The sequence below is a fragment of the Micromonospora sp. CPCC 206061 genome, assembly GCF_036906915.1.
GTDB lineage: Bacteria > Actinomycetota > Actinomycetes > Mycobacteriales > Micromonosporaceae > Phytohabitans.
Genome location: NZ_JBAKHX010000011.1, coordinates 74,196 through 95,116 on the forward strand (window position 1 = coordinate 74,196; position 20,921 = coordinate 95,116).

Annotated in this window: 25 protein-coding genes; 21 read left to right on the forward strand and 4 right to left on the reverse strand. The window is 69.2% G+C overall.

Annotated elements, in window-relative coordinates; genetic code table 11:
- The first annotated feature begins 16 nt into the window (after positions 1-16).
- The 18 genes from prmC (at position 17) to V6V89_RS11600 (ending at position 14,045) form a co-directional block, all read left to right on the forward strand.
- Positions 17-904, forward strand: coding sequence for a peptide chain release factor N(5)-glutamine methyltransferase (gene prmC, locus V6V89_RS11515; RefSeq protein ID WP_442935116.1), 888 nt, complete (start codon positions 17-19; stop codon positions 902-904).
- 81 nt (positions 905-985) lie between these two features.
- A complete protein-coding gene (locus V6V89_RS11520; RefSeq protein ID WP_334619092.1) occupies positions 986-1,636 on the forward strand; it encodes an L-threonylcarbamoyladenylate synthase in 651 nt (216 codons plus the stop codon).
- 1 nt (position 1,637) lies between these two features.
- Positions 1,638-2,252 carry an arsenate reductase/protein-tyrosine-phosphatase family protein gene (locus tag V6V89_RS11525; RefSeq protein WP_334619017.1) on the forward strand — a complete coding sequence of 205 codons (615 nt, stop codon included), beginning with the start codon at positions 1,638-1,640 and terminating at the stop codon, positions 2,250-2,252.
- Between the two features lie 71 nt (positions 2,253-2,323).
- The gene (locus tag V6V89_RS11530; protein ID WP_334619018.1) at positions 2,324-3,151 is read left to right on the forward strand and encodes a lytic polysaccharide monooxygenase auxiliary activity family 9 protein; all 828 of its coding nucleotides are present in this window, start codon (positions 2,324-2,326) and stop codon (positions 3,149-3,151) included.
- Positions 3,135-3,359 carry a hypothetical protein gene (locus V6V89_RS11535; RefSeq protein ID WP_334619019.1) on the forward strand — a complete coding sequence of 75 codons (225 nt, stop codon included), beginning with the start codon at positions 3,135-3,137 and terminating at the stop codon, positions 3,357-3,359. The genes V6V89_RS11530 and V6V89_RS11535 overlap by 17 nt, the downstream gene beginning before the upstream one ends.
- Positions 3,360-3,423: 64 nt before the next feature.
- Positions 3,424-4,686 carry a serine hydroxymethyltransferase gene (gene glyA, locus V6V89_RS11540; RefSeq protein WP_334619020.1) on the forward strand — a complete coding sequence of 421 codons (1,263 nt, stop codon included), beginning with the start codon at positions 3,424-3,426 and terminating at the stop codon, positions 4,684-4,686.
- Between the two features lie 11 nt (positions 4,687-4,697).
- Positions 4,698-5,117, forward strand: coding sequence for a hypothetical protein (locus tag V6V89_RS11545; RefSeq protein ID WP_334619021.1), 420 nt, complete (start codon positions 4,698-4,700; stop codon positions 5,115-5,117).
- A gap of 159 nt (positions 5,118-5,276) precedes the next feature.
- A complete protein-coding gene (locus V6V89_RS11550) occupies positions 5,277-5,435 on the forward strand; it encodes an AtpZ/AtpI family protein (RefSeq protein WP_442935117.1) in 159 nt (52 codons plus the stop codon).
- A 10-nt stretch (positions 5,436-5,445) separates the two neighbouring features.
- A complete protein-coding gene (gene atpB, locus V6V89_RS11555) occupies positions 5,446-6,225 on the forward strand; it encodes a F0F1 ATP synthase subunit A (RefSeq protein ID WP_334619023.1) in 780 nt (259 codons plus the stop codon).
- Between the two features lie 64 nt (positions 6,226-6,289).
- The gene (locus tag V6V89_RS11560; protein ID WP_334619024.1) at positions 6,290-6,520 is read left to right on the forward strand and encodes an ATP synthase F0 subunit C; all 231 of its coding nucleotides are present in this window, start codon (positions 6,290-6,292) and stop codon (positions 6,518-6,520) included.
- 28 nt (positions 6,521-6,548) lie between these two features.
- Complete coding sequence (locus V6V89_RS11565; RefSeq protein WP_265248584.1) at positions 6,549-7,085, forward strand: F0F1 ATP synthase subunit B; 537 nt, start codon at positions 6,549-6,551, stop codon at positions 7,083-7,085.
- Positions 7,085-7,906 carry a F0F1 ATP synthase subunit delta gene (locus tag V6V89_RS11570; protein WP_334619025.1) on the forward strand — a complete coding sequence of 274 codons (822 nt, stop codon included), beginning with the start codon at positions 7,085-7,087 and terminating at the stop codon, positions 7,904-7,906. Before V6V89_RS11565 ends, V6V89_RS11570 begins: the two co-directional genes overlap by 1 nt.
- 56 nt (positions 7,907-7,962) lie before the next feature.
- Positions 7,963-9,606, forward strand: coding sequence for a F0F1 ATP synthase subunit alpha (gene atpA, locus V6V89_RS11575; RefSeq protein WP_334619026.1), 1,644 nt, complete (start codon positions 7,963-7,965; stop codon positions 9,604-9,606).
- 9 nt (positions 9,607-9,615) lie between these two features.
- Positions 9,616-10,554 carry a F0F1 ATP synthase subunit gamma gene (locus tag V6V89_RS11580; protein ID WP_334619027.1) on the forward strand — a complete coding sequence of 313 codons (939 nt, stop codon included), beginning with the start codon at positions 9,616-9,618 and terminating at the stop codon, positions 10,552-10,554.
- The gene (gene atpD / locus V6V89_RS11585) at positions 10,554-11,990 is read left to right on the forward strand and encodes a F0F1 ATP synthase subunit beta (protein ID WP_334619029.1); all 1,437 of its coding nucleotides are present in this window, start codon (positions 10,554-10,556) and stop codon (positions 11,988-11,990) included. The genes V6V89_RS11580 and atpD overlap by 1 nt, the downstream gene beginning before the upstream one ends.
- A gap of 96 nt (positions 11,991-12,086) precedes the next feature.
- Positions 12,087-13,199 (forward strand): LCP family protein, encoded by a 1,113-nt coding sequence (locus V6V89_RS11590; protein ID WP_334619030.1) that lies wholly within the window; start codon positions 12,087-12,089, stop codon positions 13,197-13,199.
- Between the two features lie 77 nt (positions 13,200-13,276).
- Positions 13,277-13,570, forward strand: coding sequence for a F0F1 ATP synthase subunit epsilon (locus tag V6V89_RS11595; protein ID WP_334619031.1), 294 nt, complete (start codon positions 13,277-13,279; stop codon positions 13,568-13,570).
- 13 nt (positions 13,571-13,583) lie between these two features.
- Entirely contained in the window at positions 13,584-14,045 is a 462-nt protein-coding gene (locus V6V89_RS11600; protein ID WP_334619032.1) for a DUF2550 domain-containing protein, read from the forward strand.
- Between the two features lie 4 nt (positions 14,046-14,049).
- On the opposite strand, the gene V6V89_RS11605 is transcribed toward V6V89_RS11600, so the two are convergent.
- Positions 14,050-14,616 carry a cob(I)yrinic acid a,c-diamide adenosyltransferase gene (locus V6V89_RS11605; RefSeq protein WP_334619033.1) on the reverse strand — a complete coding sequence of 189 codons (567 nt, stop codon included), beginning with the start codon at positions 14,614-14,616 and terminating at the stop codon, positions 14,050-14,052.
- A gap of 34 nt (positions 14,617-14,650) precedes the next feature.
- Between V6V89_RS11605 and murA the strand changes: the two genes are divergently transcribed.
- Positions 14,651-15,940 (forward strand): UDP-N-acetylglucosamine 1-carboxyvinyltransferase, encoded by a 1,290-nt coding sequence (murA, locus tag V6V89_RS11610; protein ID WP_334619094.1) that lies wholly within the window; start codon positions 14,651-14,653, stop codon positions 15,938-15,940.
- A gap of 3 nt (positions 15,941-15,943) precedes the next feature.
- Here murA and V6V89_RS11615 read toward each other — a convergent pair whose 3' ends face one another.
- The gene (locus V6V89_RS11615) at positions 15,944-16,273 is read right to left on the reverse strand and encodes a hypothetical protein (RefSeq protein WP_334619035.1); all 330 of its coding nucleotides are present in this window, start codon (positions 16,271-16,273) and stop codon (positions 15,944-15,946) included.
- Positions 16,274-16,348: 75 nt separating this feature from the next.
- On the opposite strand from V6V89_RS11615, the gene V6V89_RS11620 reads away from it, so the two are divergent.
- A complete protein-coding gene (locus V6V89_RS11620; RefSeq protein ID WP_334619036.1) occupies positions 16,349-17,197 on the forward strand; it encodes a 3-hydroxyacyl-CoA dehydrogenase family protein in 849 nt (282 codons plus the stop codon).
- Between the two features lie 12 nt (positions 17,198-17,209).
- On the opposite strand, the gene V6V89_RS11625 is transcribed toward V6V89_RS11620, so the two are convergent.
- Positions 17,210-18,082, reverse strand: coding sequence for an ABC transporter permease (locus V6V89_RS11625; protein WP_442935120.1), 873 nt, complete (start codon positions 18,080-18,082; stop codon positions 17,210-17,212).
- Positions 17,986-18,831: an ABC transporter ATP-binding protein gene (locus tag V6V89_RS11630; RefSeq protein WP_334619037.1), complete on the reverse strand. Its 846-nt coding sequence runs from the start codon at positions 18,829-18,831 to the stop codon at positions 17,986-17,988. The genes V6V89_RS11625 and V6V89_RS11630 overlap by 97 nt, the downstream gene beginning before the upstream one ends.
- Before the next feature lie 77 nt (positions 18,832-18,908).
- On the opposite strand from V6V89_RS11630, the gene V6V89_RS11635 reads away from it, so the two are divergent.
- A complete protein-coding gene (locus V6V89_RS11635) occupies positions 18,909-20,909 on the forward strand; it encodes a protein meaA (protein ID WP_334619038.1) in 2,001 nt (666 codons plus the stop codon).
- The last annotated feature ends 12 nt before the right edge of the window (positions 20,910-20,921 follow it).

The window sequence follows — 20,921 nt, forward strand, 5'->3', positions numbered from 1 at the left end:
ACCCAATGATTATCTAGTGACAGGGAATACGGAACAGCCAGTCGAAGGGACGGAACGGACGAGGGTGTTGCACGCGGTGAGTTCTGCCACGATCACGCTTACGGATGCGGGGCTCCCGTCGGCTCGGGTCGACGCGGAACTTCTCGCCGCGCACGTGCTGAGCGTGCCGCGCGGGCGGCTCGCCATCGCCGGCGGATTCACTCCCGAGCAGCTCACGGCCTACCGGGCCCTCGTCGCGCGGCGGGCCGCTGGCGAGCCCGTGCAGCACCTGGTGGGCGCGGCGCCGTTCCGGTATCTGGAACTGGCGGTCGGCCCGGGGGTGTTCGTGCCGCGTCCGGAGACCGAACTGCTCGCCGGCTGGGGCATCCAGGGATCCGGCCCTGCCCCGATCGTCGTCGACCTGTGCAGCGGCTCAGGAGCCATCGCGCTCGCCGTCGCCCAGGAGGTGCCCGGCGCCACCGTGTACGCCGTCGAGCGCTCCCCGGCCGCGCTGGAGTGGCTGCGGCGCAACGCCGGCGGTACCGGAGTCAGGGTGGTGGCGGGCGACGCGAGCGACCCGGCGGTGCTCACGGAGCTCGACGGCCGGGTCGATCTGGTTCTGTGCAACCCGCCGTACGTCCCGACCGCCGCCGCCGTACCCGCCGACGTGGCCGACCACGACCCGGAGGATGCCGTCTTCGCCGGCGCGGACGGCCTTGCCGTCATCCGGCCCGTGATCGCGCGGGCCGCGACCCTCCTGCGCGGCGGCGGCCGGTTCGGCGTCGAGCACGACGACACGCACGGTGACGCCGTGCCGGAGCTGCTGCGCGCCGACGGCCGCTTCACCGACGTAATTGACCATCAGGACCTGGCGGGCCGCCCGCGCTTCACGACCGCGTCGCGCACGCGAGGCGACAGCGAGTGAGCATCGCAGGGCCGGCCACGGCCCGAGGAGCGGAGCGAGTGCGCAGCCGAGCCATTGGGCATGGCAGACTAACTCCTCGTGATGCTCTATGACTGCCGGTTGCTCGCCGATCGCGACCGAGGCATCGCCGCAGCGATCGAGGCGGTCAAGAACGGCGAGCTCGTCGTGCTGCCCACCGACACCGTGTACGGCATCGGCGCCGACGCCTTCACCCCCTACGCGGTCAAGGCGCTCCTCGACGCCAAGGGGCGCGGGCGGCAGATGCCCCCACCCGTGCTGGTCGGCTCCCGACACACGCTCGACGGCCTGGTCTTCATGCTGCCCAAGGCCGCTCGCGAGCTCGCTGACGCGTTCTGGCCCGGCGCGCTGACGATCGTCGTCGAGCACGCACCGAGCCTCCAGTGGGATCTCGGCGACACCGGCGGCACGGTGGCCGTGCGGATGCCCCTGCACCCGGTGGCGCTTGAGGTGCTGCGCGAGACCGGCCCGATGGCCGTCTCGTCGGCCAACAAGACCGGCCAGCCACCGGCGGTCACCGCCGCCGAGGCGCAGGAGCAGATGGGGTACGCCGTGCGGGTTTACCTGGAGGCGGGGGAGTGCCCCGACCCGGTGCCCAGCACGATCGTCGATCTGACCGGCGAGGTGCCGAAGGTGCTGCGTGACGGCGCCGTGCCGCTGGAAAAGCTGCGCGACGTGGTGCCAGACATCATCGGGCCCGACCAGGAGCCGTGACGTGCCGCCGTTCACCGTCCTCCACGTGTGCATGGGCAACATCTGCCGCTCGCCCATGGCCGAACGGCTGCTCGTCCTCGCGGTGCGCGAGCGGCTGGCGAAGGCGGGCGCGGCACCCCCGGCCGACGAGTTGTTGCACAGCCACAGCGCAGGCACCGGTGGCTGGCACGCCGGCGAGGAGATGAACCCGCCGGCCGCGCGGCAGGTGCGCGCCCGCGGTGGCGATGTAAACGGCTTCCTCGCCCGAAAGCTGCGCTCCGACCTCATCGACGCCGCCGATCTGGTGCTGACCGCGACGGCCGACCAGCAGGAGTACGTCGTCGCGCTGCGCCCGGACGCGGCCGACCGCACGTTCGTGCTCGGCGAGTTCGGCCGGCTCCTGGCCGGTGTCGACCTGTCGGCCCTGCCGCCCGCCGAGCCCACGGCCGATGCCGTGTACGCCCGCGGGGTGGCCCTCGTCGAGGCCGTCGCCGCCGCACGCGGCTCGACCGCCGCCCTGCCCACCGACGACCTCGACGATCCGTGGGGACGCGGCGACCAGACGTTCAGCCGGGTGGCCGACGAGATCGAAGACACCCTCCACCCCTTGGCCACCGCACTGATCCCTCTCCCCTGACCACCGGCGCGTCGCGGGGTTGAACCCCGCCGGGACAGTCGTACGTACCTCTTCCCGTGAAGGTGCTGCGGGTGCTTGCCGTCGTGGCGGGAGTCGTGCTGGCCGCGCCCGTGCCCGCCTCCGCACACGGTGCGCTGACCAATCCGGTCAGTCGGCTGGCCGCCTGCGGGGCGGAGGGCGACAGCGCCGGTATGGCAGCCTGCGTGGCGGCGCGCAAGGCCAGCCGCAACGACTTCGAAGACTGGGACAACCTGCGGCTCCCGAACGTCGACGGCCGTGACCGCGAGGTGGTGCCGGACGGCAAGCTGTGCAGCGCCGGGCTGAGCCGGTATCAGGGGCTGGACCTGCCGCGCGAGGACTGGCCGGTCACCACGCTGACGGCGGGCGCGGACCTCACGTTCGCGTACCGGGGCACGATTCCGCACAAGGGGACGTTCCGGCTGTTCGTGACGCGGGACGGCTACGACCCGACCGAGCCGCTGGCCTGGTCCGACCTGGAGACGAAGCCGTTCCTCACGGCGAAGGACCCCACGATGCGCGGCGGTGCGTACCGGATCAAAGGCGAGCTGCCATCGGACAAGACCGGGCGCCACCTGATCTACACGGCCTGGCAGAACTCCGACACTCCGGACACGTACTACTCGTGCTCGGACGTGATCTTCAAGGCGGCCAAGACCACGAAGGTCGCACCGTCCGCCGGCGAAAGCGCCCCCGCCACAGGCGAGGTCACGGAGGCGCCCGCCACCGAGGCGGCAGCACCGCCAGCCGCCGCCGACCCGGAGCCGGTCTCGGCCACCAGCGCGTTGCCGATGATCGGCGGCGGTGCCGCGCTGATCGTCCTGTTTGGCGCCGCGTACGCGATCCTCCTCCACCGCACCCGCCGTGATCGTCGCGGCTGAGAGGGGCTCTCAAGTTGTTGATGTGCGGTGTGCTCGCTGGTGTGGCGCTGGCTGCGACGCCGCGTTTCCGGCCAACGCCGCCATCGGGCTCGGCCTCAAGGCGGTCAGCGACACCTTCGTCGACCTGCCCGGCGACCTCAAGACGCCGCGTGCAGCGCGAGGTCATCATCGCGGTGGCGCGCACGATGGCGGCGGCGCTGAATGGTGAGCCGAGGGAGCAGTTCACTCCGCCGAGCGAACAGGTAGCGCTGGGACGGACCTAGACTGCGGCAATGAGTACGTTCTGGGGGCCGGACTTCGCCCAGCTTGAGGCGGTCGATCCGGAGATCGCCGGGGTGGTCCTCGGCGAGCTGGATCGGGTGCGTTCCGGGCTCCAGTTGATCGCGAGCGAAAACCTCACGTCGCCGGCCGTCCTCGCGGCGCTCGGCTCGACGCTGACCAACAAGTACGCCGAGGGATACCCGGGCCGGCGATACTACGGCGGCTGCGCCGAGGTGGACAAGGCGGAGGAACTGGGCATCGAGCGGGCGAAGGAGCTCTTCGGTGCCGAGCACGCCAACCTCCAGCCGCACAGCGGTGCCAGCGCCAACCTGGCCGCGTACGCCGCGCTGTTGCAGCCGGGCGACACGGTGTTGGCGATGGACCTGCCGCACGGCGGGCATCTCACACACGGCAGCAAGGTGAACTTTTCCGGCAAGTGGTTCGCCACGGTCGGATACACCGTCAGCCGCGACACCGAGCTGATCGACTACGACGAGGTGCGCGAGCTTGCCATCGCCCACCAGCCGAAGATGATCATCTGCGGCGCGACCGCGTACCCGCGGCTCATCGACTTCGTGCGGTTCCGCCAGATCGCCGACGAGGTCGGCGCGTACCTGCTCGTCGACGCCGCCCACTTCATCGGCCTGGTGGCGGGCAAGGCGATCCCGTCGCCCGTGCCCTATGCCGACGTCGTGACCTTTACCACCCACAAGGTCCTGCGCGGCCCGCGCGGCGGCATGATCCTGTGCCGCGCCGGGCTGGCGCAGCGCGTCGACAAGGCGGTGTTCCCGTTCGTGCAGGGCGGCCCGTTGATGCACGCCGTGGCGGCGAAGGCGGTCGCGCTGCGCGAGGCGGCGCTGCCGGAGTTCCAGACGTACGCCGCGCAGGTGGTGAAGAACGCCCAGGCGTTGGCCGCGGGGCTGGAGAGCGAAGGCATGCGCCCGGTGTCCGGGGGGACCGACACCCACCTGGCCCTGATCGACCTGCGCGATCTCGGCGTGACGGGGCGAGACGCGGAGACGCGCTGCGACGCGTCCGGGATCACGTTGAACAAGAACGCGATCCCCTACGACCCGGAGAAGCCGATGGTGGCTTCCGGGGTGCGCGTCGGCACGCCCAGCGTGACGACGCAAGGGATGCGCGAGGGTGAGATGCGCCAGATCGCGTCGCTCATCGCGCGGGCGGTGCGGGCGGACGACGACTCGGATGAAATCGGCCAAATAAGGGCAGAAGTTGCAGATCTCGTACACAAATTTCCGGCGTATCCACGATGAGCACCCCACGCATGAACAGTGACCGACGGTGGCGCCTGCGCCACCTGCCCGTGTTGCTCGCCGCGTCAGCGGTCGTGATGGTCGGCGCGGCCGTAATCGGCGGCTTGACCCGCGGCTCCGCCGGTGCGCTCGGCGCGGCGGTTGGCGTGGCGCTCGTCACGGCCAGCTACACGATCTCGACGGTGGTCCTCGCATGGGCCGACGCGATCAACCCGCAGCTCGTTCTGCCCTTCGGACTGGGCATCTACGTCGCGAAGTACAGCCTGCTGGGCGGCGTAATGATGATCGTCGCGACGGCCGACTGGGCCGGGTTGGTGCCGATGGGCTGGGGTGTCGCGGCGGGCGTCGTCGCGTGGACCGGCGTGCACATTTGGTGGATTACGAAAATCTGGCCGGCTAGCCGGGGCCCGGGAGTGGCGATCGAGGAGTAGCGTACGGGCACAGACGACTCAAGTATCCCCGGCGCCCGCACAAGTGCCTTGCGTGGGGGGTGAGTCGTATCCGCCGGTAACGCGCCTGATATGGTTCGCCGCGTCATGGCCGGTGACCAACCCCCCCAACAACCTGACGGCGGAGCCGGTCAGGGATGGGTGGCGATTGGATACCTCATTACCGGTATCGCGGTGTGGGGTTTCATCGGTTGGCTGGTCGATCGTTGGCTCGATCTCGGCGGGGTTCCCATCGGGATCGGGGCGATGGTCGGCGCGGCGGGTGGCGTCTACCTGATCGCCCGCCGGCTCGGCGCCTAGAGGAGGATCAATGAGCGTACGGAGTCTCGCGAGTGAGGTCCCGTGGCCACCGAGCGTTGACGACTTCTACCTGCCCCCCGTGGTCGACGGCACCAACCCCTGGCTCACCAAGGTCACCATCCTGGTATGGGTCGCCGCCGCGGCGCTGATCGTGTTCTTCCTGGTGTCCTACCGCAACCCGCAGCTCGTGCCGACCAAGAGGCAGTGGCTGGCCGAGTCGGTGTACGGCTTCGTCCGGAACAACATCGCAAAGGACATGATCGGGCACGAGGGTGTGCGCTTCGCGCCGTACCTGACCACCCTGTTCTGCTTCATCCTGCTCACCAACCTCTTCGGGATCGTCCCGGGCATCCAGATGTCGCCGAACTCGCACATCGCGTTCCCGACGATCCTCGCGGTGATCAGCTACGTGCTCTTCAACTACGTGGGCATCCGCCAGCACGGCTTCGCCAAGTACATGAAGGCGTCCCTGATCCCGCCGGCGCCTTGGTACATCCTGCCGCTCCTGGTGCCGATCGAGTTCGCCTCGACGTTCCTGTTCCGCCCGTTCACGCTGGCGGTCCGTCTCTTCGCCAACATGTTCGCCGGCCACATGATCCTGCTGGTGTTCACGCTCGGCGGCTTCGTGATGCTGAACTCCAGCGCACTGCTGGCGCCGGTTTCGCTGGTGTCCTGGGCGATGGCGGTCGCGCTCACCTTCCTGGAGGCGCTGGTGGTCATCCTGCAGGCGTACGTGTTCACGGTCCTGACCGCCAGCTACGTGCAGGGTGCTCTCGCCGAACAGCACTGATTCGTAAGGTCATCGTCGTCCGCGCGTGAAGGTGCACGCGCGATAACGCAGGAGGAAAGCACACATGTTGCTCGCCGAAGTAACTGGCAGCACCGCCGCCATCGGTTACGGTCTCGCGGCCATCGGCCCCGGCATCGGCGTCGGTCTGGTCTTCGCCAGCTACATCCAGTCGACCGCGCGCCAGCCCGAGTCGTCGCGGCTGACCCTGCCGTACGTCTGGATCGGCTTCGCCGTCGTCGAGGCGCTCGCCCTGCTGGGTGTCGCGTTCGGCTTCGTCTGGGCCGGCAACGTCTAAGCCGCCAACCGGCGACCGGGAGGTAGTCATGTTCGTTTTCGCCGCCGAGGGGGGCGAGGAGCACAACCCGATCATCCCGATCTGGCAAGAGATCGTGGTCGGCACGGTCGCTTTCGCCATCCTCTGCTACGTGCTCATGAAGTTCGTCTTCCCGCGCATGGAGCAGACGTTCAAGGCGCGGGTCGAGGCCATCGAGGGCGGGATCAAGCGGGCGGAGTCGGCGCAGGCCGAGGCCAACCAGCTCCTCGAGCAGTACAAGGCCCAGCTGGCCGAGGCGCGCACCGACGCCGCCCGGATCCGCGACGACGCGCGCGCTGACGCCGAAGGCATCCGGCAGGACGTCCTGGCAAAGGCGCGAGAGGAGTCCGACCGCATCATCGCGGCCGGCAAGGAGCAGCTCGCGGCCGAACGGCAGACCATCGTCCGGGAGCTGCGGGCTGAGGTCGGCACCATCGCGGTCGACCTGGCGAGCAAGATCGTGGGTGAGTCACTTGCCGACGAGGCGCGCCGCAAGGGCACCGTCGAGCGGTTCCTGAGCGACCTCGAGAGCGCCGGGGCGCGCTGATGCAGGCCGCCAGCCGGGAGTCGTACGCCGCCGCCGCCGAGCGGCTGGAGGCGTACGTCCGCAGGGCCAAGCCGGAAACCATCGCGGGTGCCGCCGACGACCTGCTCGCCGTGGCCGACCTGCTGCGGCGTGAGCCGCGGCTGCGCCGGGCGCTCTCCGACCCGGCCCGCCCGGTCGAAGACCGCACCGAGCTGGTCCGCAGCCTGATCCGCGGCAAGGTCGGCGACGCCAGCCTCAAGCAGGTGACCGCGCTCGTCGAGGGCCGCTGGTCGGCGCCGGCTGAGCTGCTGGAGGCCAGCGAGCGGCTGGGCGTCGAGGCGCTGCTGGCCAGCGCCGATCGCGCCGGCGACCTCGGCGAGGTCGAAGACGAGCTGTTCCGCTTCGGCCAGCTCGTCGTCGGCGATCCGCGACTCGCGGGTGCGCTGGGCGACGTGGTCGCGCCGGCGGCGCAGCGGGCCGAGCTGGCCCGCGCGCTCCTGTCCGGCAAGGCCAAGCCGGTCACGGTCCGGCTGGTCGAGGTGGCGCTCGGCGGTTTCGGTGGGCGTTCCTTCGAGACCGCGCTGACCCGGCTGGTCGAGCTGGCGGCCGAGCGGCGTGACCGGCAGGTCGCGTACGTCACCGTCGCCGCCCCGCTCAGTGACGAGGAGGAGCGCCGTCTGGGCGCCAAGCTCTCGGAACTGTACGGTCGAGAAGTCTCCGTCAAGCAGTTGGTACAACCGGAGATCCTCGGCGGGATGAGTGTCCAGGTCGGTGCCGACCTGTACGACGGGACGGTCCTGCGCCGGCTCACCGACACCCGAAACGCGCTCGCGAAGCGCTAGACCCAACGTCGAACCCAGAAGCACTCACGGTTCCCAGAGGCAGAAGGAAGCAGAGGATGGCCGAGCTGACCATCTCGTCGGAGGAGATCCGCGGCGCTCTTGAGCGTTACGTCTCCTCCTATTCGCCCGACATCTCCCGCGAGGAGGTCGGCACCGTCGCCGATGCCGGCGACGGCATCGCCCACGTCGAGGGCCTGCCCTCGACCATGGCCAACGAGCTGCTGGAGTTCGAGGACGGCACGCTGGGTGTGGCGCTGAACCTCGACGTCCGCGAGATCGGTGTCGTGATCCTCGGCGAATTCGCTGGCATCGAGGAGGGTCAGCGCGTCAAGCGCACCGGCCGGGTGCTCTCCGTGCCCGTCGGCGACAAGTTCCTGGGACGCGTGGTCAACGCGCTCGGTGAGCCGATCGACGCCATGGGCGACATCGAAAACGAGGGCTTCCGCGAGCTTGAGCTGCAGGCACCGAACGTGATGGCCCGTCAGGGCGTCAGCGAGGCGCTGCAGACCGGCATCAAGGCGATCGACGCGATGACCGCCATCGGCCGGGGCCAGCGCCAGCTCATCATCGGCGACCGCAAGACCGGCAAGACCACGGTCGCGATCGACACGATCCTCAACCAGCGGGCCAACTGGCAGTCGGGTGACCCGAAGAAGCAGGTGCGCTGCATCTACGTCGCGATCGGCCAGAAGGCATCCACGATCGCGTCGGTGAAGGGCATCCTCGAAGAGCACGGCGCGATGGAGTACACGACCATCGTCGCGTCGCCCGCCTCCGACCCGGCCGGCTTCAAGTACATCGCACCGTACGCCGGTTCGTCGATCGGCCAGCACTGGATGTACGGCGGCAAGCACGTGCTCATCGTCTTCGACGACCTGAGCAAGCAGGCTGAGGCGTACCGTGCCGTGTCGCTGCTGCTGCGCCGCCCGCCGGGCCGCGAGGCGTACCCGGGCGACGTCTTCTACTTGCACTCCCGGCTCCTGGAGCGCTGCGCGAAGCTCTCCGACGAGATGGGCGCCGGTTCGATGACCGGCCTGCCGATCATCGAGACCAAGGCCAACGACATCTCGGCCTTCATCCCGACCAACGTCATCTCGATCACCGACGGCCAGATCTTCCTGGAGTCCGACCTGTTCAACCAGGGCGTCCGGCCGGCGATCAACGTGGGCACCTCGGTCTCCCGGGTCGGTGGCGCCGCGCAGGTCAAGCCGATGAAGAAGGTCGCCGGCCGGCTGCGGCTGGACCTCGCGCAGTACCGCGAGCTGGAGTCGTTCGCCGCCTTCGCGTCCGATCTGGACAAGGCGTCGCGGGCCCAGCTGGAGCGCGGTGCGCGCCTGGTCGAGCTGCTGAAGCAGCCGAACTACACGCCGTACCCGGTCGACGAGCAGGTGGTGTCGGTGTGGGCCGGCACCGAGGGCAAGCTCGACGACATCCCGGTCGGCGAGATCCGGCGCTTCGAGTCGGAGTTCCTGGAGTTCCTGCGCCACTCGTACAAGGGCACGCTCCAGTCGATCGCCGACAACAACTGGAATGACGAGATCGTCTCGACGCTCGACGAGGCCATCGCCAAGTTCAAGCAGATGTTCCTTGCCAAGGAAGACAAGCACCTTGGCAAGGAGGCGGAGGCAAAGGCTCTCGAGGGCGAAGAGAACCACGAGACCGTCACCCGGTACCGGAACGCTCCGCCCGAGAAGCAGTAGGGACGATCGATGGCGGCCCAGGTTCGCGTCCTTCGCCAGCGGATCCGCTCGGCGAAGGGGATGAAGAAGATCACCAAGGCGATGGAGCTCGTGGCGACGAGCCGCATCGCCAAGGCCCAGGCCCGGGTGGCGGCGTCCCTGCCGTACGCCAGGGCCATCACCGGCGTGCTCACGGCGTTGGCGTCGAACGCCAACGTCGACCACCCGCTGCTTGTCGAGCGGCCTCGGGTGCGGCGGGCCGGCGTACTGGTCATCACGAGCGACCGCGGCCTGGCCGGCGGTTACAGCTCGAACGCGATCAAGACCGCCGAGTCGCTCAGCGCGCGGCTGCGGGCCGACGGCAAGGAGCCGGTCCTGTACGTCGTCGGCCGCAAGGGCGTGACGTACTACCGGTTCCGCAACCGGCCGGTCGAGGCGTCTTGGACCGGGTTCTCGGAGCAGCCGACGTTCGCCGACGCCCGGCTGGTGGGTGAGACGCTGATCGAGGCGTTCAGCCGGGGCGCGGACGACGAGGACGACCATGCCGGCCCGGATGGTGTGCACGGCGTCGACGAGCTGCACATCGTGTACACGCAGTTCCAGTCGCTGATGACGCAGATCCCGACGACCCGCCGGATCGGTCCGATGGAGGTCGAGGAGCGGCCCCGAAGCGAAGCCGCTCCGGGACTGCTGCCGGCATACGAGTTCGAGCCGGAGGCCGAGGCGCTGCTCGACGCGCTGCTGCCGAAGTACGTCAATACGCGCCTCTACGCCGCGTTGATCGAGTCGGCGGCGAGCGAGTCGGCGGCCCGGCGGCGCGCGATGAAGAGCGCGACCGACAATGCGGAAGAGATGATCCAGAACTACACGCGTGAGATGAACGCCGCGCGGCAGGCCGGGATCACCCAGGAGATCAGTGAGATCGTCGGCGGCGCCAACGCGCTGGCCGCGGCGGGAAGTGAAGTGTGATGACTGCTGTTGAAACCAAGACCGCCACGGGCCGCGTGGTCCGGGTCATCGGCCCGGTCGTCGACGCCGAGTTCCCGCGCGACGCGATGCCTGAAATCTTCAACGCGCTGCACGTCGACGTGTCGCTCGCCGAGGGCGACAAGACCCTGACCCTGGAGGTCGCCCAGCACCTGGGCGACAACATGATCCGGGCGATCTCGATGCAGCCGACCGACGGCCTGGTCCGGGGTGCCGAGGTGCGCGACACCGGGTCGGCGATCTCCGTACCGGTGGGCGACATCACCAAGGGCCACGTGTTCAACGCGATCGGCGAGTGCCTCAACCTCAAGGAGGGCGAGAAGCTCGACATCAAGCAGCGTTGGGGGATCCACCGCAAGCCCCCGGCGTTCGCCGACCTTGAGCCCAAGACCGAGATGCTGGAGACCGGCATCAAGGTGCTCGACCTGCTCGCGCCCTACGTCAAGGGCGGCAAGATCGGCCTCTTCGGCGGCGCGGGCGTGGGCAAGACGGTGCTCATCCAGGAGATGATCATCCGGGTCGCCAACAACTTCGGCGGTACGTCGGTGTTCGCCGGCGTCGGTGAGCGCACCCGTGAGGGCAACGACCTCATCACGGAAATGACCGAGTCCGGCGTCATCGACAAGACCGCGCTGGTCTACGGCCAGATGGACGAGCCGCCGGGCACCCGGCTCCGGGTGGCGCTGTCGGCGCTGACCATGGCCGAGTACTTCCGTGACGTACAGAAGCAGGAAGTGCTGCTCTTCATCGACAACATCTTCCGGTTCACCCAGGCCGGTTCCGAGGTGTCCACCCTGCTCGGCCGTATGCCAAGCGCGGTGGGTTACCAGCCGACCCTGGCCGACGAGATGGGCGAGCTCCAGGAGCGGATCACATCGGTCCGTGGCCAGGCCATCACCTCGATGCAGGCGATCTACGTGCCCGCCGACGACTACACCGACCCGGCGCCGGCCACCACGTTCGCCCACCTGGACGCGACCACCAACCTCGAGCGGGCGATCTCCGACAAGGGCATCTACCCCGCCGTGGACCCGCTGGCCTCGTCGTCGCGCATTCTGGCCGCCGAGTTCGTGGGTCAGGAGCACTACGCGGTGGCCACCGAGGTCAAGCGGATCCTCCAGCGGTACAAGGATCTTCAGGACATCATCGCCATCCTGGGCATGGAGGAGCTGTCCGAGGACGACAAGATCACGGTCAACCGGGCCCGCCGGATCGAGCGCTTCCTGTCGCAGAACACGTACGCGGCTGAGGTCTTCACCGGCATCAAGGGCTCCTACGTGCCGGTCAAGGACACCGTCGAGGCGTTCAAGAAGATCAGCGAGGGTGAGTACGACCACTTCCCCGAGCAGGCCTTCTTCATGTGCGGTGGCCTCGACGACCTGGAGCGCAACGCGCGCGAGCTGATGAAGAACGACTGATCTCCCAGGGATCGATCGCAGGCGCTCACCGGTTTCCGGTGGGCGCCTGCAACCCTTTGCGGCCGGCATCCGTCTTCCTAGTAGGGAACGGAGGCAATGTTGCGACGGTCGTCCGGCAAGCGCCGCCGCCTACCGCGGTGGGCACTGGTCTGTACGGTGTTCGGTGCGCTGCTGATGTTGGGCAGCGGCGGCACGCTGCTCGCCAGTGAGGCGCTGCTCGCCCGGTACGAGGGTGCGGTCGAGACCGCCGACCTCTTCGGCGACGAGGCGGCCGCGGCAGAGCCCAAGAAGAGCGACATCAAGGGCCCGCTGACGATCCTGCTCGTGGGCATCGACCCGCGCGCCAGCGACCCCAACAAGCCGCCGCTCTCCGACTCGAACCTGATCCTGCACGTGCCCGAGGAACTCGACCGGGCATACCTCTTCTCGCTTCCGCGCGACCTGATCGTCGAGATCCCGAGCTTCCCGAAGGCGGAGTTCCGCGGCGGTCGCGACAAGCTCAACGCCGCCATGGCGTACGGCAGCAAGGTGCCCGGGCAGGCAAGGCCCGACCCGGCCCGCGGGTTCGAGCTGCTCTCCAAGACGATCAGCAACTACACCGGGATCAAGCGCTTCGACGCCGGCGCGATCATCAACTTCGAGGGATTCCGGAAGATCGTCGACGCCATGGGTGGCGTGACCATGACGCTCGACATCGACGTCCGGTCGGAGCACCTGCGGCCCGACGGCAAGGGCCGGACGGGCAACCCCAACGGCGAGGGGTACATCGGCCCGCAGAAGGTGTACAAGAAGGGCACCCACCACCTGAAGGGCTGGGAGGCGCTCGACGTCGTGCGGCAGCGCAAGACGGTGGGCGGCGACTATGTCCGCCAGAAGCACCAGCAGCAGTTCGTCAAGGCCATGGTCAACCAGGCGTTCAGCAAGGACGTGGTGACCAAGCCGCTCAAGCTCGACAAGGTGCTGCGCGCCGCCGGCGAATCGCTGGTCTTCAACGGGCGCGGGCACAGTGTGGTCGACTACGGCCTGGCGCTGCGAAACCTCCGGTCCAGCTCGATCACGATGATCAAGCTGCCAGGGCGGTCGGTCGTCAACGGCGGCGACTACAGGGGCGAAGAGTTGCAGTCGGGTGCGAAGGAATTCTTCGCGTCCGTGGTTGACGGCACCGTCGACGAATTCGTGGTGGCCCACCCTAACTTCATCAACAAGTAACGCTCGCCACCCTCTTTGGGCCGGCGGTCCGGGCCCGTCTAGACTCGATCCAATCCCCCGGGCGCAAGGAGACAGTGGTGGCACAGCAGCTTCACGTCGAGCTCGTAGCCGTCGAGGAGAAGGTCTGGACCGGTGAGGCCGAAATGGTCGTCGCCCGGACCACCGAGGGTGAGCTGGGCGTTCTGCCCGGGCATGCGCCGCTCCTTGGCCAGCTGGCCGAGCCGGGTCAGGTGCGCATCAAGCTCGCCGGTGGCGAGCAGATCACTTACGACGTGGACGGCGGTTTCCTCTCCGTCACGGGCGAGGGCGTAACGGTCCTCGCCGAGAGCGCAAGGCCGGCATCCCCGGCGTCTCCCGCCGCGACGCACTGATTCCGGCGCGCCGATGCTGGTCTTGGAGTGGATCGGATTCGGCGTACTTTTCCTGCTTGCCGCCTCGGCGGTGCTCTTCATCCGCCGCGCGGTGATAGCCGGCGCCGGCACCATCAGGCTCAGCCTTCGCGTGTCGACGCTGCTTGTCGGGCGTGGCTGGTCGCCGGGGTTCGGCCGGTTCGTCGGTGAGGAGCTGCGCTGCTACCGGATCTTCAGCTTCGCGATCCGCCCGAAGCGGGTGCTGTCGCGGCGCGGGCTGGTGGTCGAGCGCCGCCGGAGCCCGGAGGGCCAGGAGCGTTTCTCGATGCCGGCAGACTGGGTGATCCTGCGCTGTCTCAGCCACCAGGCGCCGGTCGAGATCGCGATGGCGAAGTCGACGGTGACCGGGTTCATGTCGTGGCTCGAGGCCGCCCCGCCGGGGGCGGTCTCGTCGTTTCAGAGCCCAGGATCCTCGCCGTCGCCCCCGCCGGCCTGAGACCTTAGCGGTTCGCGCCCGGCACCCATACCACGTCGCCGTCGGGGTTGGCTGTTCTCGCCAGGATGAACAGCAGATCCGACAACCGGTTGAGATACTTTGCCGGGAGAGTACTGGTTCGTGTGGGGTCCGCCTCGATCAGCGCCCACGCCTTCCGCTCGGCTCGCCGCGCGATGGTGCGCGCCACGTGTAGCAGGGCGGCGCCCGGCGTGCCGCCCGGTAGCACGAAGGAGTTCAAAGTGGACAGCCGGTCGTTGAACTCGTCACACCATCCTTCGAGGCGCGTGACGTACTCCTCGGTGACCCGCAGGGCGATCTCCGACTCCAGGTCCGGGTTGCCCAGATCGGCCCCCGCGTCGAAGAGGTCGTGCTGCACCCGGGTCAGCACGGCGCCGACCTCGTCGGAGAGCTGGCCGAGCGCCAGCGCCACCCCGATGGCCGCGTTGCACTCGTCGACGTCGGCGTACGCGGCGATGCGCGGATCGGTCTTCGGCACCAGCTCGTTGTTGACGAGCCGGGTCGAGCCGGTGTCGCCGGCCTTCGTGTAAATACGGGTCAGGTGCACTGCCATGAGCCTCAGCCTAGAACGCCTCGCGGCCTCTACGATGGCCGGCGTGGATGTGATCCAGGTACACGGCGGTGCCCGGCTGGCCGGTGAGGTGTCGGTGGTGGGTGCGAAGAACTCGGCGCTCAAGCTGATGGCGGCGGCTCTGCTCGCCCCGGGAGAGTCAGTGATCACCAACGTCCCCCGGATCACGGACATCGCGATCATGGCCGAGGTGCTGCGCCGGCTCGGCTGCGCTGTCTCGTACGACGATGGCGATGTCACGATCGAGACTCCCGTGGAGCCGGGCACCGAGGCCGACTACGACCTCGTACGCCGGCTGCGCGCGTCGATCTGCGTGCTCGGGCCGCTGCTGGCCAGGCGCGGGTATGTGCGGGTGGCCCACCCGGGCGGCGACGCGATCGGGTCACGCGGCCTCGACATGCACGTCGACGGGCTGGCCCGGATGGGCGCCGAGATCTCCGGTGAGCATGGGTTCGTCATCGCCTCGGCGCCGCGCGGGCTGCGGGGCGCGACGATCTGGCTGGACTTCCCGAGCGTCGGCGCCACCGAAAACCTGCTGATGGCGGCAGTGCTCGCCCGGGGCGAGACGGTGATCGACAACGCCGCACGCGAGCCGGAGATCGTCGACATCTGCGCGATGCTCACCGCGATGGGCGCCCGGATCGAGGGCGCCGGCACGTCCACCCTGCACGTCCAGGGCGTCAACGAGCTGCGACCGGTGCGGCACGCCACGGTCGGCGACCGCATCGTGGCCGGCACCTGGGCGTTCGGCGCTGCGATGACGCGCGGCGACGTGACCGTGACCGGGGTCGACGCGGCACACCTGGAGATCGCGCTCGACAAGGTGGTGGCGGCGGGCGGCCTGGTGGAGGCCCTGCCAGACGGCTTCCGGGTGCGGATGGACCGCCGCCCGACCTCGGTCGACGTGGTCACGTTGCCGTTCCCGGGCTTCCCGACCGACCTGCTGCCGATGGCGATCGGGCTGGCGGCGGTCAGCGACGGGGCGTCCCTGATCACCGAAAACATCTTCGACGGGCGCTTCATGTTCGTAAACGAGATGGCCCGGCTGGGCGCCGACATCCGCACCGATGGCCATCACGCGGTCGTGCAGGGCCGGGAGCGGCTGTCGAGCGCGCCGGTGGCGGCTACGGACATCCGCGCCGGCGCCGGGTTGGTGATCGCCGCGTTGTGCGCCGACGGGATGACCGAGGTGTCGCGCGTGCACCACATCGACCGCGGCTACCCCGGCTTCGTGGCTGATCTCCGCCGTCTCGGCGTCAAGATCGAGCGCGTCGAGGCCCCAGAAGACCCCACTTTCACATTCTGACCCTCACGATGGGGGTGGCGCGGGGTGGTCCAGGACTTGGCGGGCGCGGTCGGCGTCGTCGGGAAAGACCAGCACGTTGATCAACCCGTCCATCCCCACCGCGACCGTTGATCTGATGCCGGCCTGAGCCAGCGCGCTCCGCACCCCGGCCGCCGTATCCGACCGGTCGGCCAGCGCCGCGACCCGGAGAAGCCCGAAGTCGTCCAGGACCGGCGACGGCTCGTGCCGCACCGCGTCCCGCCCCAGCGCCCGGCGCAGCACCACGGCGAGTACTCCGACGACCGCGACCGCGATCACCGGCCCCGCGAGGTACCAGCCGTCGCTGATGGCCATGGCGACAGTGTGACACTACAAGGTCACCCTGAATGGTCGTTTAGAGTTCCAAAGGGAACGACTGGAGGAGGGCACATGGCGGGGCGACTGGCGGTCATCGGGGCCGGTCTGATGGGTTCGGGCATCGCACAGGTGGCGGCCCAGGCAGGCTGGCAGGTGACCATCCGCGACCTGGACGACGCGGCGCTGAAGCGCGGGGTCGACGGCATCCGCGCGTCGCTGTCGAAGTTCGCCGCGAAGGGCGTGATCGGCGCTGACGACGTGGACGCGGCCGTCGGCCGGATCTCGACGACGACCGACCTCGACGCGGCGGCCGAGGCGGACATCGTGGTGGAGGCGGTGTTCGAGCGGCTGGAGATCAAGCACGAGGTGTTCCGCCAGCTCGACAAGGTCTGCAAGGCGGGTGCGGTGCTGGCCACGAACACTAGCGCCATACCGGTCACGCAGATCGCGGCGGTGACACAACGCCCAGAGTGGGTCGTTGGCACCCATTTCTTCTCGCCGGTGCCGATGATGAAGCTCTGCGAGCTCGTACGCGGATACAAGACCTCCGACGAGGCGCTGGCCGCCGCCAAGGCGTTCGCCGAGGAGATCGGCAAGACGTGCATCGTGGTCAACCGCGACGTCGCCGGCTTCGTCACCACCCGGCTGATCGCCGCGCTCGTGGTCGAGGCGGTCAAGCTGGTCGAGTCGGGCGTGGTCAGTCCGGAAGACCTGGACGTGGCGTGCAAGCTAGGTTTCGGCCACGCCATGGGCCCCTTGGCTACGACCGACCTGACCGGCGTAGACGTCCTACTTCACGCGACGAAGAACATCTACACCGACACAGCCGACGAGAAGTTCTTCCCTCCGGAGCTGCTTCAGCGCATGGTGACGGCCGGCGACCTGGGCCGAAAGTCCGGCCGCGGCTTCTACGAGTACTGATCCCGGCGCGCCTTAGCGGTCCAGGGACCAGCGGAAGGTGCGTAGGCAGAGCACCAGGCCGATCACGCACCACGCTGTGAGGATCAGGGCCACCTTGCCCAGCTCCCACGAGCCCGCCGGTTCCTGGGCCGCGAAGCTCTCGGGCAGGAAGACCGAGCGCAGGCCCTGGCACATCCACTTCAGAGGGAACAGCGCCGCGACCTGCTGCATCCACACCGGCAGGTCGGTGAAGACGAAGAACACCCCGGAGATGAACTGCAGGACCAGGGCCACCGGGGTCGCCGTCGCCGTGGCGCCGCGCGCGGTGCGCGACACCGACGAGAACGCGATCCCGCACAGCGTGCACGCGGTCAGCCCCAGCACGGTCACCCAGCCGAACGTCAGCCACCTGCCCACCGTCGATGGCAGCTCCAGCCCGAAGAACCCCACGGACACCGCGAGCAGCAGCGCGATCTCCACGACCGCGATCGCCGCCACCATGATGACCTTGCCGGCGAAATACGCCCATTTGGGCATGGGTGTCCCGCGCAGCCGCTTCAGCACGCCCCGGTCCCGCTCGATCGGGATCTGGATCGCCAGGCTCTGGAACCCCACGGTCATCAGCCCGGTCGCGATCATCCCGGTCACGAAGTACTGCGTGAAGCTCACACCCGGCGTGATGTCCCACGTGAAGATCGACGCGAAGATCAGAATCATGATGACCGGGAACGCCATCGTGAAGACGACCGACTCCCGGCTGCGCAGGAACTGCCTGATCTCCAGTGCACCCTGCCGCTGAGCCAGCCCGATCACGCCTTCTCTCCGATCATTCGCAGGTAGACGTCTTCGAGCGTCGGTCGGGTGACGGTCAGTTCCGGCACTTCGCCGCCGAAGCGCGCGGCCAATTCGGCCACCAGCGCCGTCGGCGTCTCGCTCTCGGTCGCCTCGACAGCTCCTTCTTTGGTACGCCAGGCGACCGTTGCCGGAGCCTGATGGCGATTGCCCAGCCGGCTCGGCGGAGCCACCTCGACCAGCTCTCCCCGGGCGATCACGCCCACCCGGTCCGCGAGCGCCTCAGCCTCGTCCAGATAGTGCGTGGTCAGCAGGATCGTCGTACCGGCGCCCGCCAGATCCCGGATCAGCTCCCAGAACTCGCGCCGCGCCTCCGGGTCGAAGCCGGTCGTCGGCTCGTCGAGGAACAGCAGTTCGGGGCGGCCAACGATGCCCAGCGCCACGTCGAGCCGGCGCTTCTGCCCGCCGGAGAGCGTGCGGGTGCGCGTGCGCGCCTTCTCGGTGAGCCCGACCCGGGCGATCACCCGGTCAGGGTCGTCCGCGGACGGGTAGAAGCCCGCGAAGTGGCGCACCACCTCGGCGACGGTCAGCTCGTCGAACTCTCCGGTGCCCTGGAGCACGATGCCCACCCGGGCCCGCCAGGCGGCGCCCGCCTTGTCGGGGTCCTCGCCGAGCACGAGCACCTCGCCCGCGTCCCGCCGCCGGTAGCCCTCCAGGATCTCCACCGTCGTCGTCTTGCCGGCGCCGTTCGGCCCCAGCAGCGCGAACACCTCGCCCTTGCGCACCTGGAGGTCGAGCCCGGCCACGGCCGTGACGTCGGCGTACGCCTTGCGCAGCCCATGCACGGAGATCGCGGAATCCATGGGCACACACTATGGACCGGCCGGCTGTGCGGTTTTTCACCGGCCCTAGTGACTTAACGGTAACTTAGACTCCGAACATGGAGAGCCGTCTGCCGGAGCGCGACCGCCCATGGGTGATGCGGACCTACGCCGGGCACTCCTCGGCCGCCGCGACCAACGCCCTCTTCCGCCGCAACCTGGGCAAAGGCCAGACCGGGCTGTCGGTCGCCTTCGACCTGCCCACCCAGACCGGATACGACCCCGACGACGTGATGGCCGCCGGTGAGGTCGGCCGGGTCGGGGTGCCAGTGGCGCACCTGGGGGACGCGCGGGCCCTCTTCGACGGCATCCCGCTCGCCGAGGCCAACACCTCCATGACGATCAACGCGACGGCCATGTGGCTGCTCGCCCTCTACGTCGTGGCCGCCGAGGAGCAGGGCACACCGCCGGCCACGCTCGCCGGCACCACACAGAACGACATCGTCAAGGAGTACCTGTCCCGCGGCACGTACATCTTCCCGCCCGCGCCGTCGCTGCGGCTGACCACCGACACGATCGCCTGGGCGGTCACCAACTGTCCCAAGTGGAACCCCATCAACGTGTGCTCGTACCACCTCCAGGAGGCGGGCGCGACGCCCGTGCAGGAGGTCGGGTTCGCGCTGGCGACCGCCGTGGCCGTACTCGACGCGGTGCGCGACGGCGGTCAGGTGCCGCCCAAGCGGATGGGCGACGTCGTGCAGCGGGTCTCGTTCTTCGTCAACGCCGGCGTGCGGTTCGTCGAGGAACTCGCGAAGATGCGGGCGTTCGCCGCGCTGTGGGACGACCTGACCCGCGAGCGGTACGGCATTACCGAGCCGAAGCAGCGCCGGTTCCGGTACGGCGTGCAGGTGAACTCGCTCGGCCTTACCGAGGCGCAGCCGGAAAACAACATCCAGCGGATTGTGCTGGAGATGCTCGGCGTGACCCTCTCCCGCAGCGCGCGGGCCCGCGCGGTCCAGCTGCCGGCCTGGAACGAGGCGCTGGGCCTGCCACGCCCGTGGGACCAGCAGTGGTCCCTGCGGATGCAGCAGGTCCTCGCCTACGAGTCGGATCTGTTGGAGTATCCGGACCTCTTCGACGGCTCGCACGTCGTGGAAGGGCTGGTGTCGTCCATCGTGGACGGCGCCCGGATCGAGCTGGAGAAGATCCTGGACCTGGGCGGCGTGGTGGCCGCCGTGGAGACCGGGTACCTCAAGAGCGCGCTGGTGTCGTCGCTCGCCGACCGGCGCCGCCGCATGGAGTCGGGCACCGACGTCGTGGTGGGCGTGAACCGGTTCCAGGAGACCGAGCCGTCGCCGCTCACCGCCGCCGGTGCGGAGGCGATCGAGCAGGTCGACCCCGCCGTGGAGCAGGCCGCCACCGCTTCGGTGCGGGAATGGCGAGCCGGTCGTGACCAGTCCGAGGTGGACGCGGCGCTGGCCGCGTTGCGTGAAGGCGCCGCCAGCACGGCGAACCTGATGGACGCGACGCTCGCGTGCGTGCGGGCCGGCGTGACCACCGGCGAGTGGGCGGGGGTGCTGCGCGAGGCGTTCGGCGAGTACCGGGCGCCGACCGGACTGTCCGCCGCGACGGTGTCCACAAGCGACACGACGCTTTCGGTCGTGCGAGAACGCGTCCGGCGGACCGCCGGCGCGCTCGGCACCGGGCGGCTGCGCCTGCTGGTCGGCAAGCCTGGTCTCGACGGCCACTCCAACGGTGCCGAGCAGATCGCGGTGCGTGCCCGGGACGCCGGCTTCGAGGTTGTGTACCAGGGCATCCGGCTCACCCCGGCGCAGATCGTGTCGGCCGCGGTCGAGGAGGACGTCGACCTGGTCGGGCTGTCCGTGCTGTCCGGGTCGCACCTGGCGGTCGTACCGGCGGTGCTGGACGGTCTGCGGGCCGCCGGCCGTGCCGACCTGCCGGTGGTGGTCGGCGGCATCATCCCCCAGGCGGACGCCGGCAAGCTACGCGAGGCCGGGGTGGCGCGGGTCTTCACACCCAAGGACTTCGCGCTGAACGCGATCCTCGACGACCTGGTAACGGTCGTGCGGGAGGCCAACGGCCTCCCGCACGACTGCTGATCCTTCGGTCAG

Excerpts from the sequence above, each read along its gene's own strand:
- V6V89_RS11605 (WP_334619033.1), bottom strand. The coding sequence starts at position 14,616 with ATGGCAGTGCACCTGACCCGTATTTACACGAAGGCCGGCGACACCGGC.
- V6V89_RS11520 (WP_334619092.1), top strand. The coding sequence starts at position 986 with ATGCTCTATGACTGCCGGTTGCTCGCCGATCGCGACCGAGGCATCGCC.
- V6V89_RS11545 (WP_334619021.1), top strand. The coding sequence starts at position 4,698 with ATGAACAGTGACCGACGGTGGCGCCTGCGCCACCTGCCCGTGTTGCTC.
- V6V89_RS11565 (WP_265248584.1), top strand. The coding sequence starts at position 6,549 with ATGTTCGTTTTCGCCGCCGAGGGGGGCGAGGAGCACAACCCGATCATC.
- atpA (WP_334619026.1), top strand. The coding sequence starts at position 7,963 with ATGGCCGAGCTGACCATCTCGTCGGAGGAGATCCGCGGCGCTCTTGAG.
- V6V89_RS11630 (WP_334619037.1), bottom strand. The coding sequence starts at position 18,831 with ATGGATTCCGCGATCTCCGTGCATGGGCTGCGCAAGGCGTACGCCGAC.
- V6V89_RS11615 (WP_334619035.1), bottom strand. The coding sequence starts at position 16,273 with ATGGCCATCAGCGACGGCTGGTACCTCGCGGGGCCGGTGATCGCGGTC.
- V6V89_RS11590 (WP_334619030.1), top strand. The coding sequence starts at position 12,087 with ATGTTGCGACGGTCGTCCGGCAAGCGCCGCCGCCTACCGCGGTGGGCA.
- V6V89_RS11580 (WP_334619027.1), top strand. The coding sequence starts at position 9,616 with ATGGCGGCCCAGGTTCGCGTCCTTCGCCAGCGGATCCGCTCGGCGAAG.
- murA (WP_334619094.1), top strand. The coding sequence starts at position 14,651 with ATGGCCGGCGTGGATGTGATCCAGGTACACGGCGGTGCCCGGCTGGCC.
- atpB (WP_334619023.1), top strand. The coding sequence starts at position 5,446 with ATGAGCGTACGGAGTCTCGCGAGTGAGGTCCCGTGGCCACCGAGCGTT.
- glyA (WP_334619020.1), top strand. The coding sequence starts at position 3,424 with ATGAGTACGTTCTGGGGGCCGGACTTCGCCCAGCTTGAGGCGGTCGAT.
- V6V89_RS11600 (WP_334619032.1), top strand. The coding sequence starts at position 13,584 with ATGCTGGTCTTGGAGTGGATCGGATTCGGCGTACTTTTCCTGCTTGCC.
- V6V89_RS11620 (WP_334619036.1), top strand. The coding sequence starts at position 16,349 with ATGGCGGGGCGACTGGCGGTCATCGGGGCCGGTCTGATGGGTTCGGGC.
- atpD (WP_334619029.1), top strand. The coding sequence starts at position 10,554 with ATGACTGCTGTTGAAACCAAGACCGCCACGGGCCGCGTGGTCCGGGTC.
- V6V89_RS11570 (WP_334619025.1), top strand. The coding sequence starts at position 7,085 with ATGCAGGCCGCCAGCCGGGAGTCGTACGCCGCCGCCGCCGAGCGGCTG.
- V6V89_RS11560 (WP_334619024.1), top strand. The coding sequence starts at position 6,290 with ATGTTGCTCGCCGAAGTAACTGGCAGCACCGCCGCCATCGGTTACGGT.
- V6V89_RS11635 (WP_334619038.1), top strand. The coding sequence starts at position 18,909 with ATGGAGAGCCGTCTGCCGGAGCGCGACCGCCCATGGGTGATGCGGACC.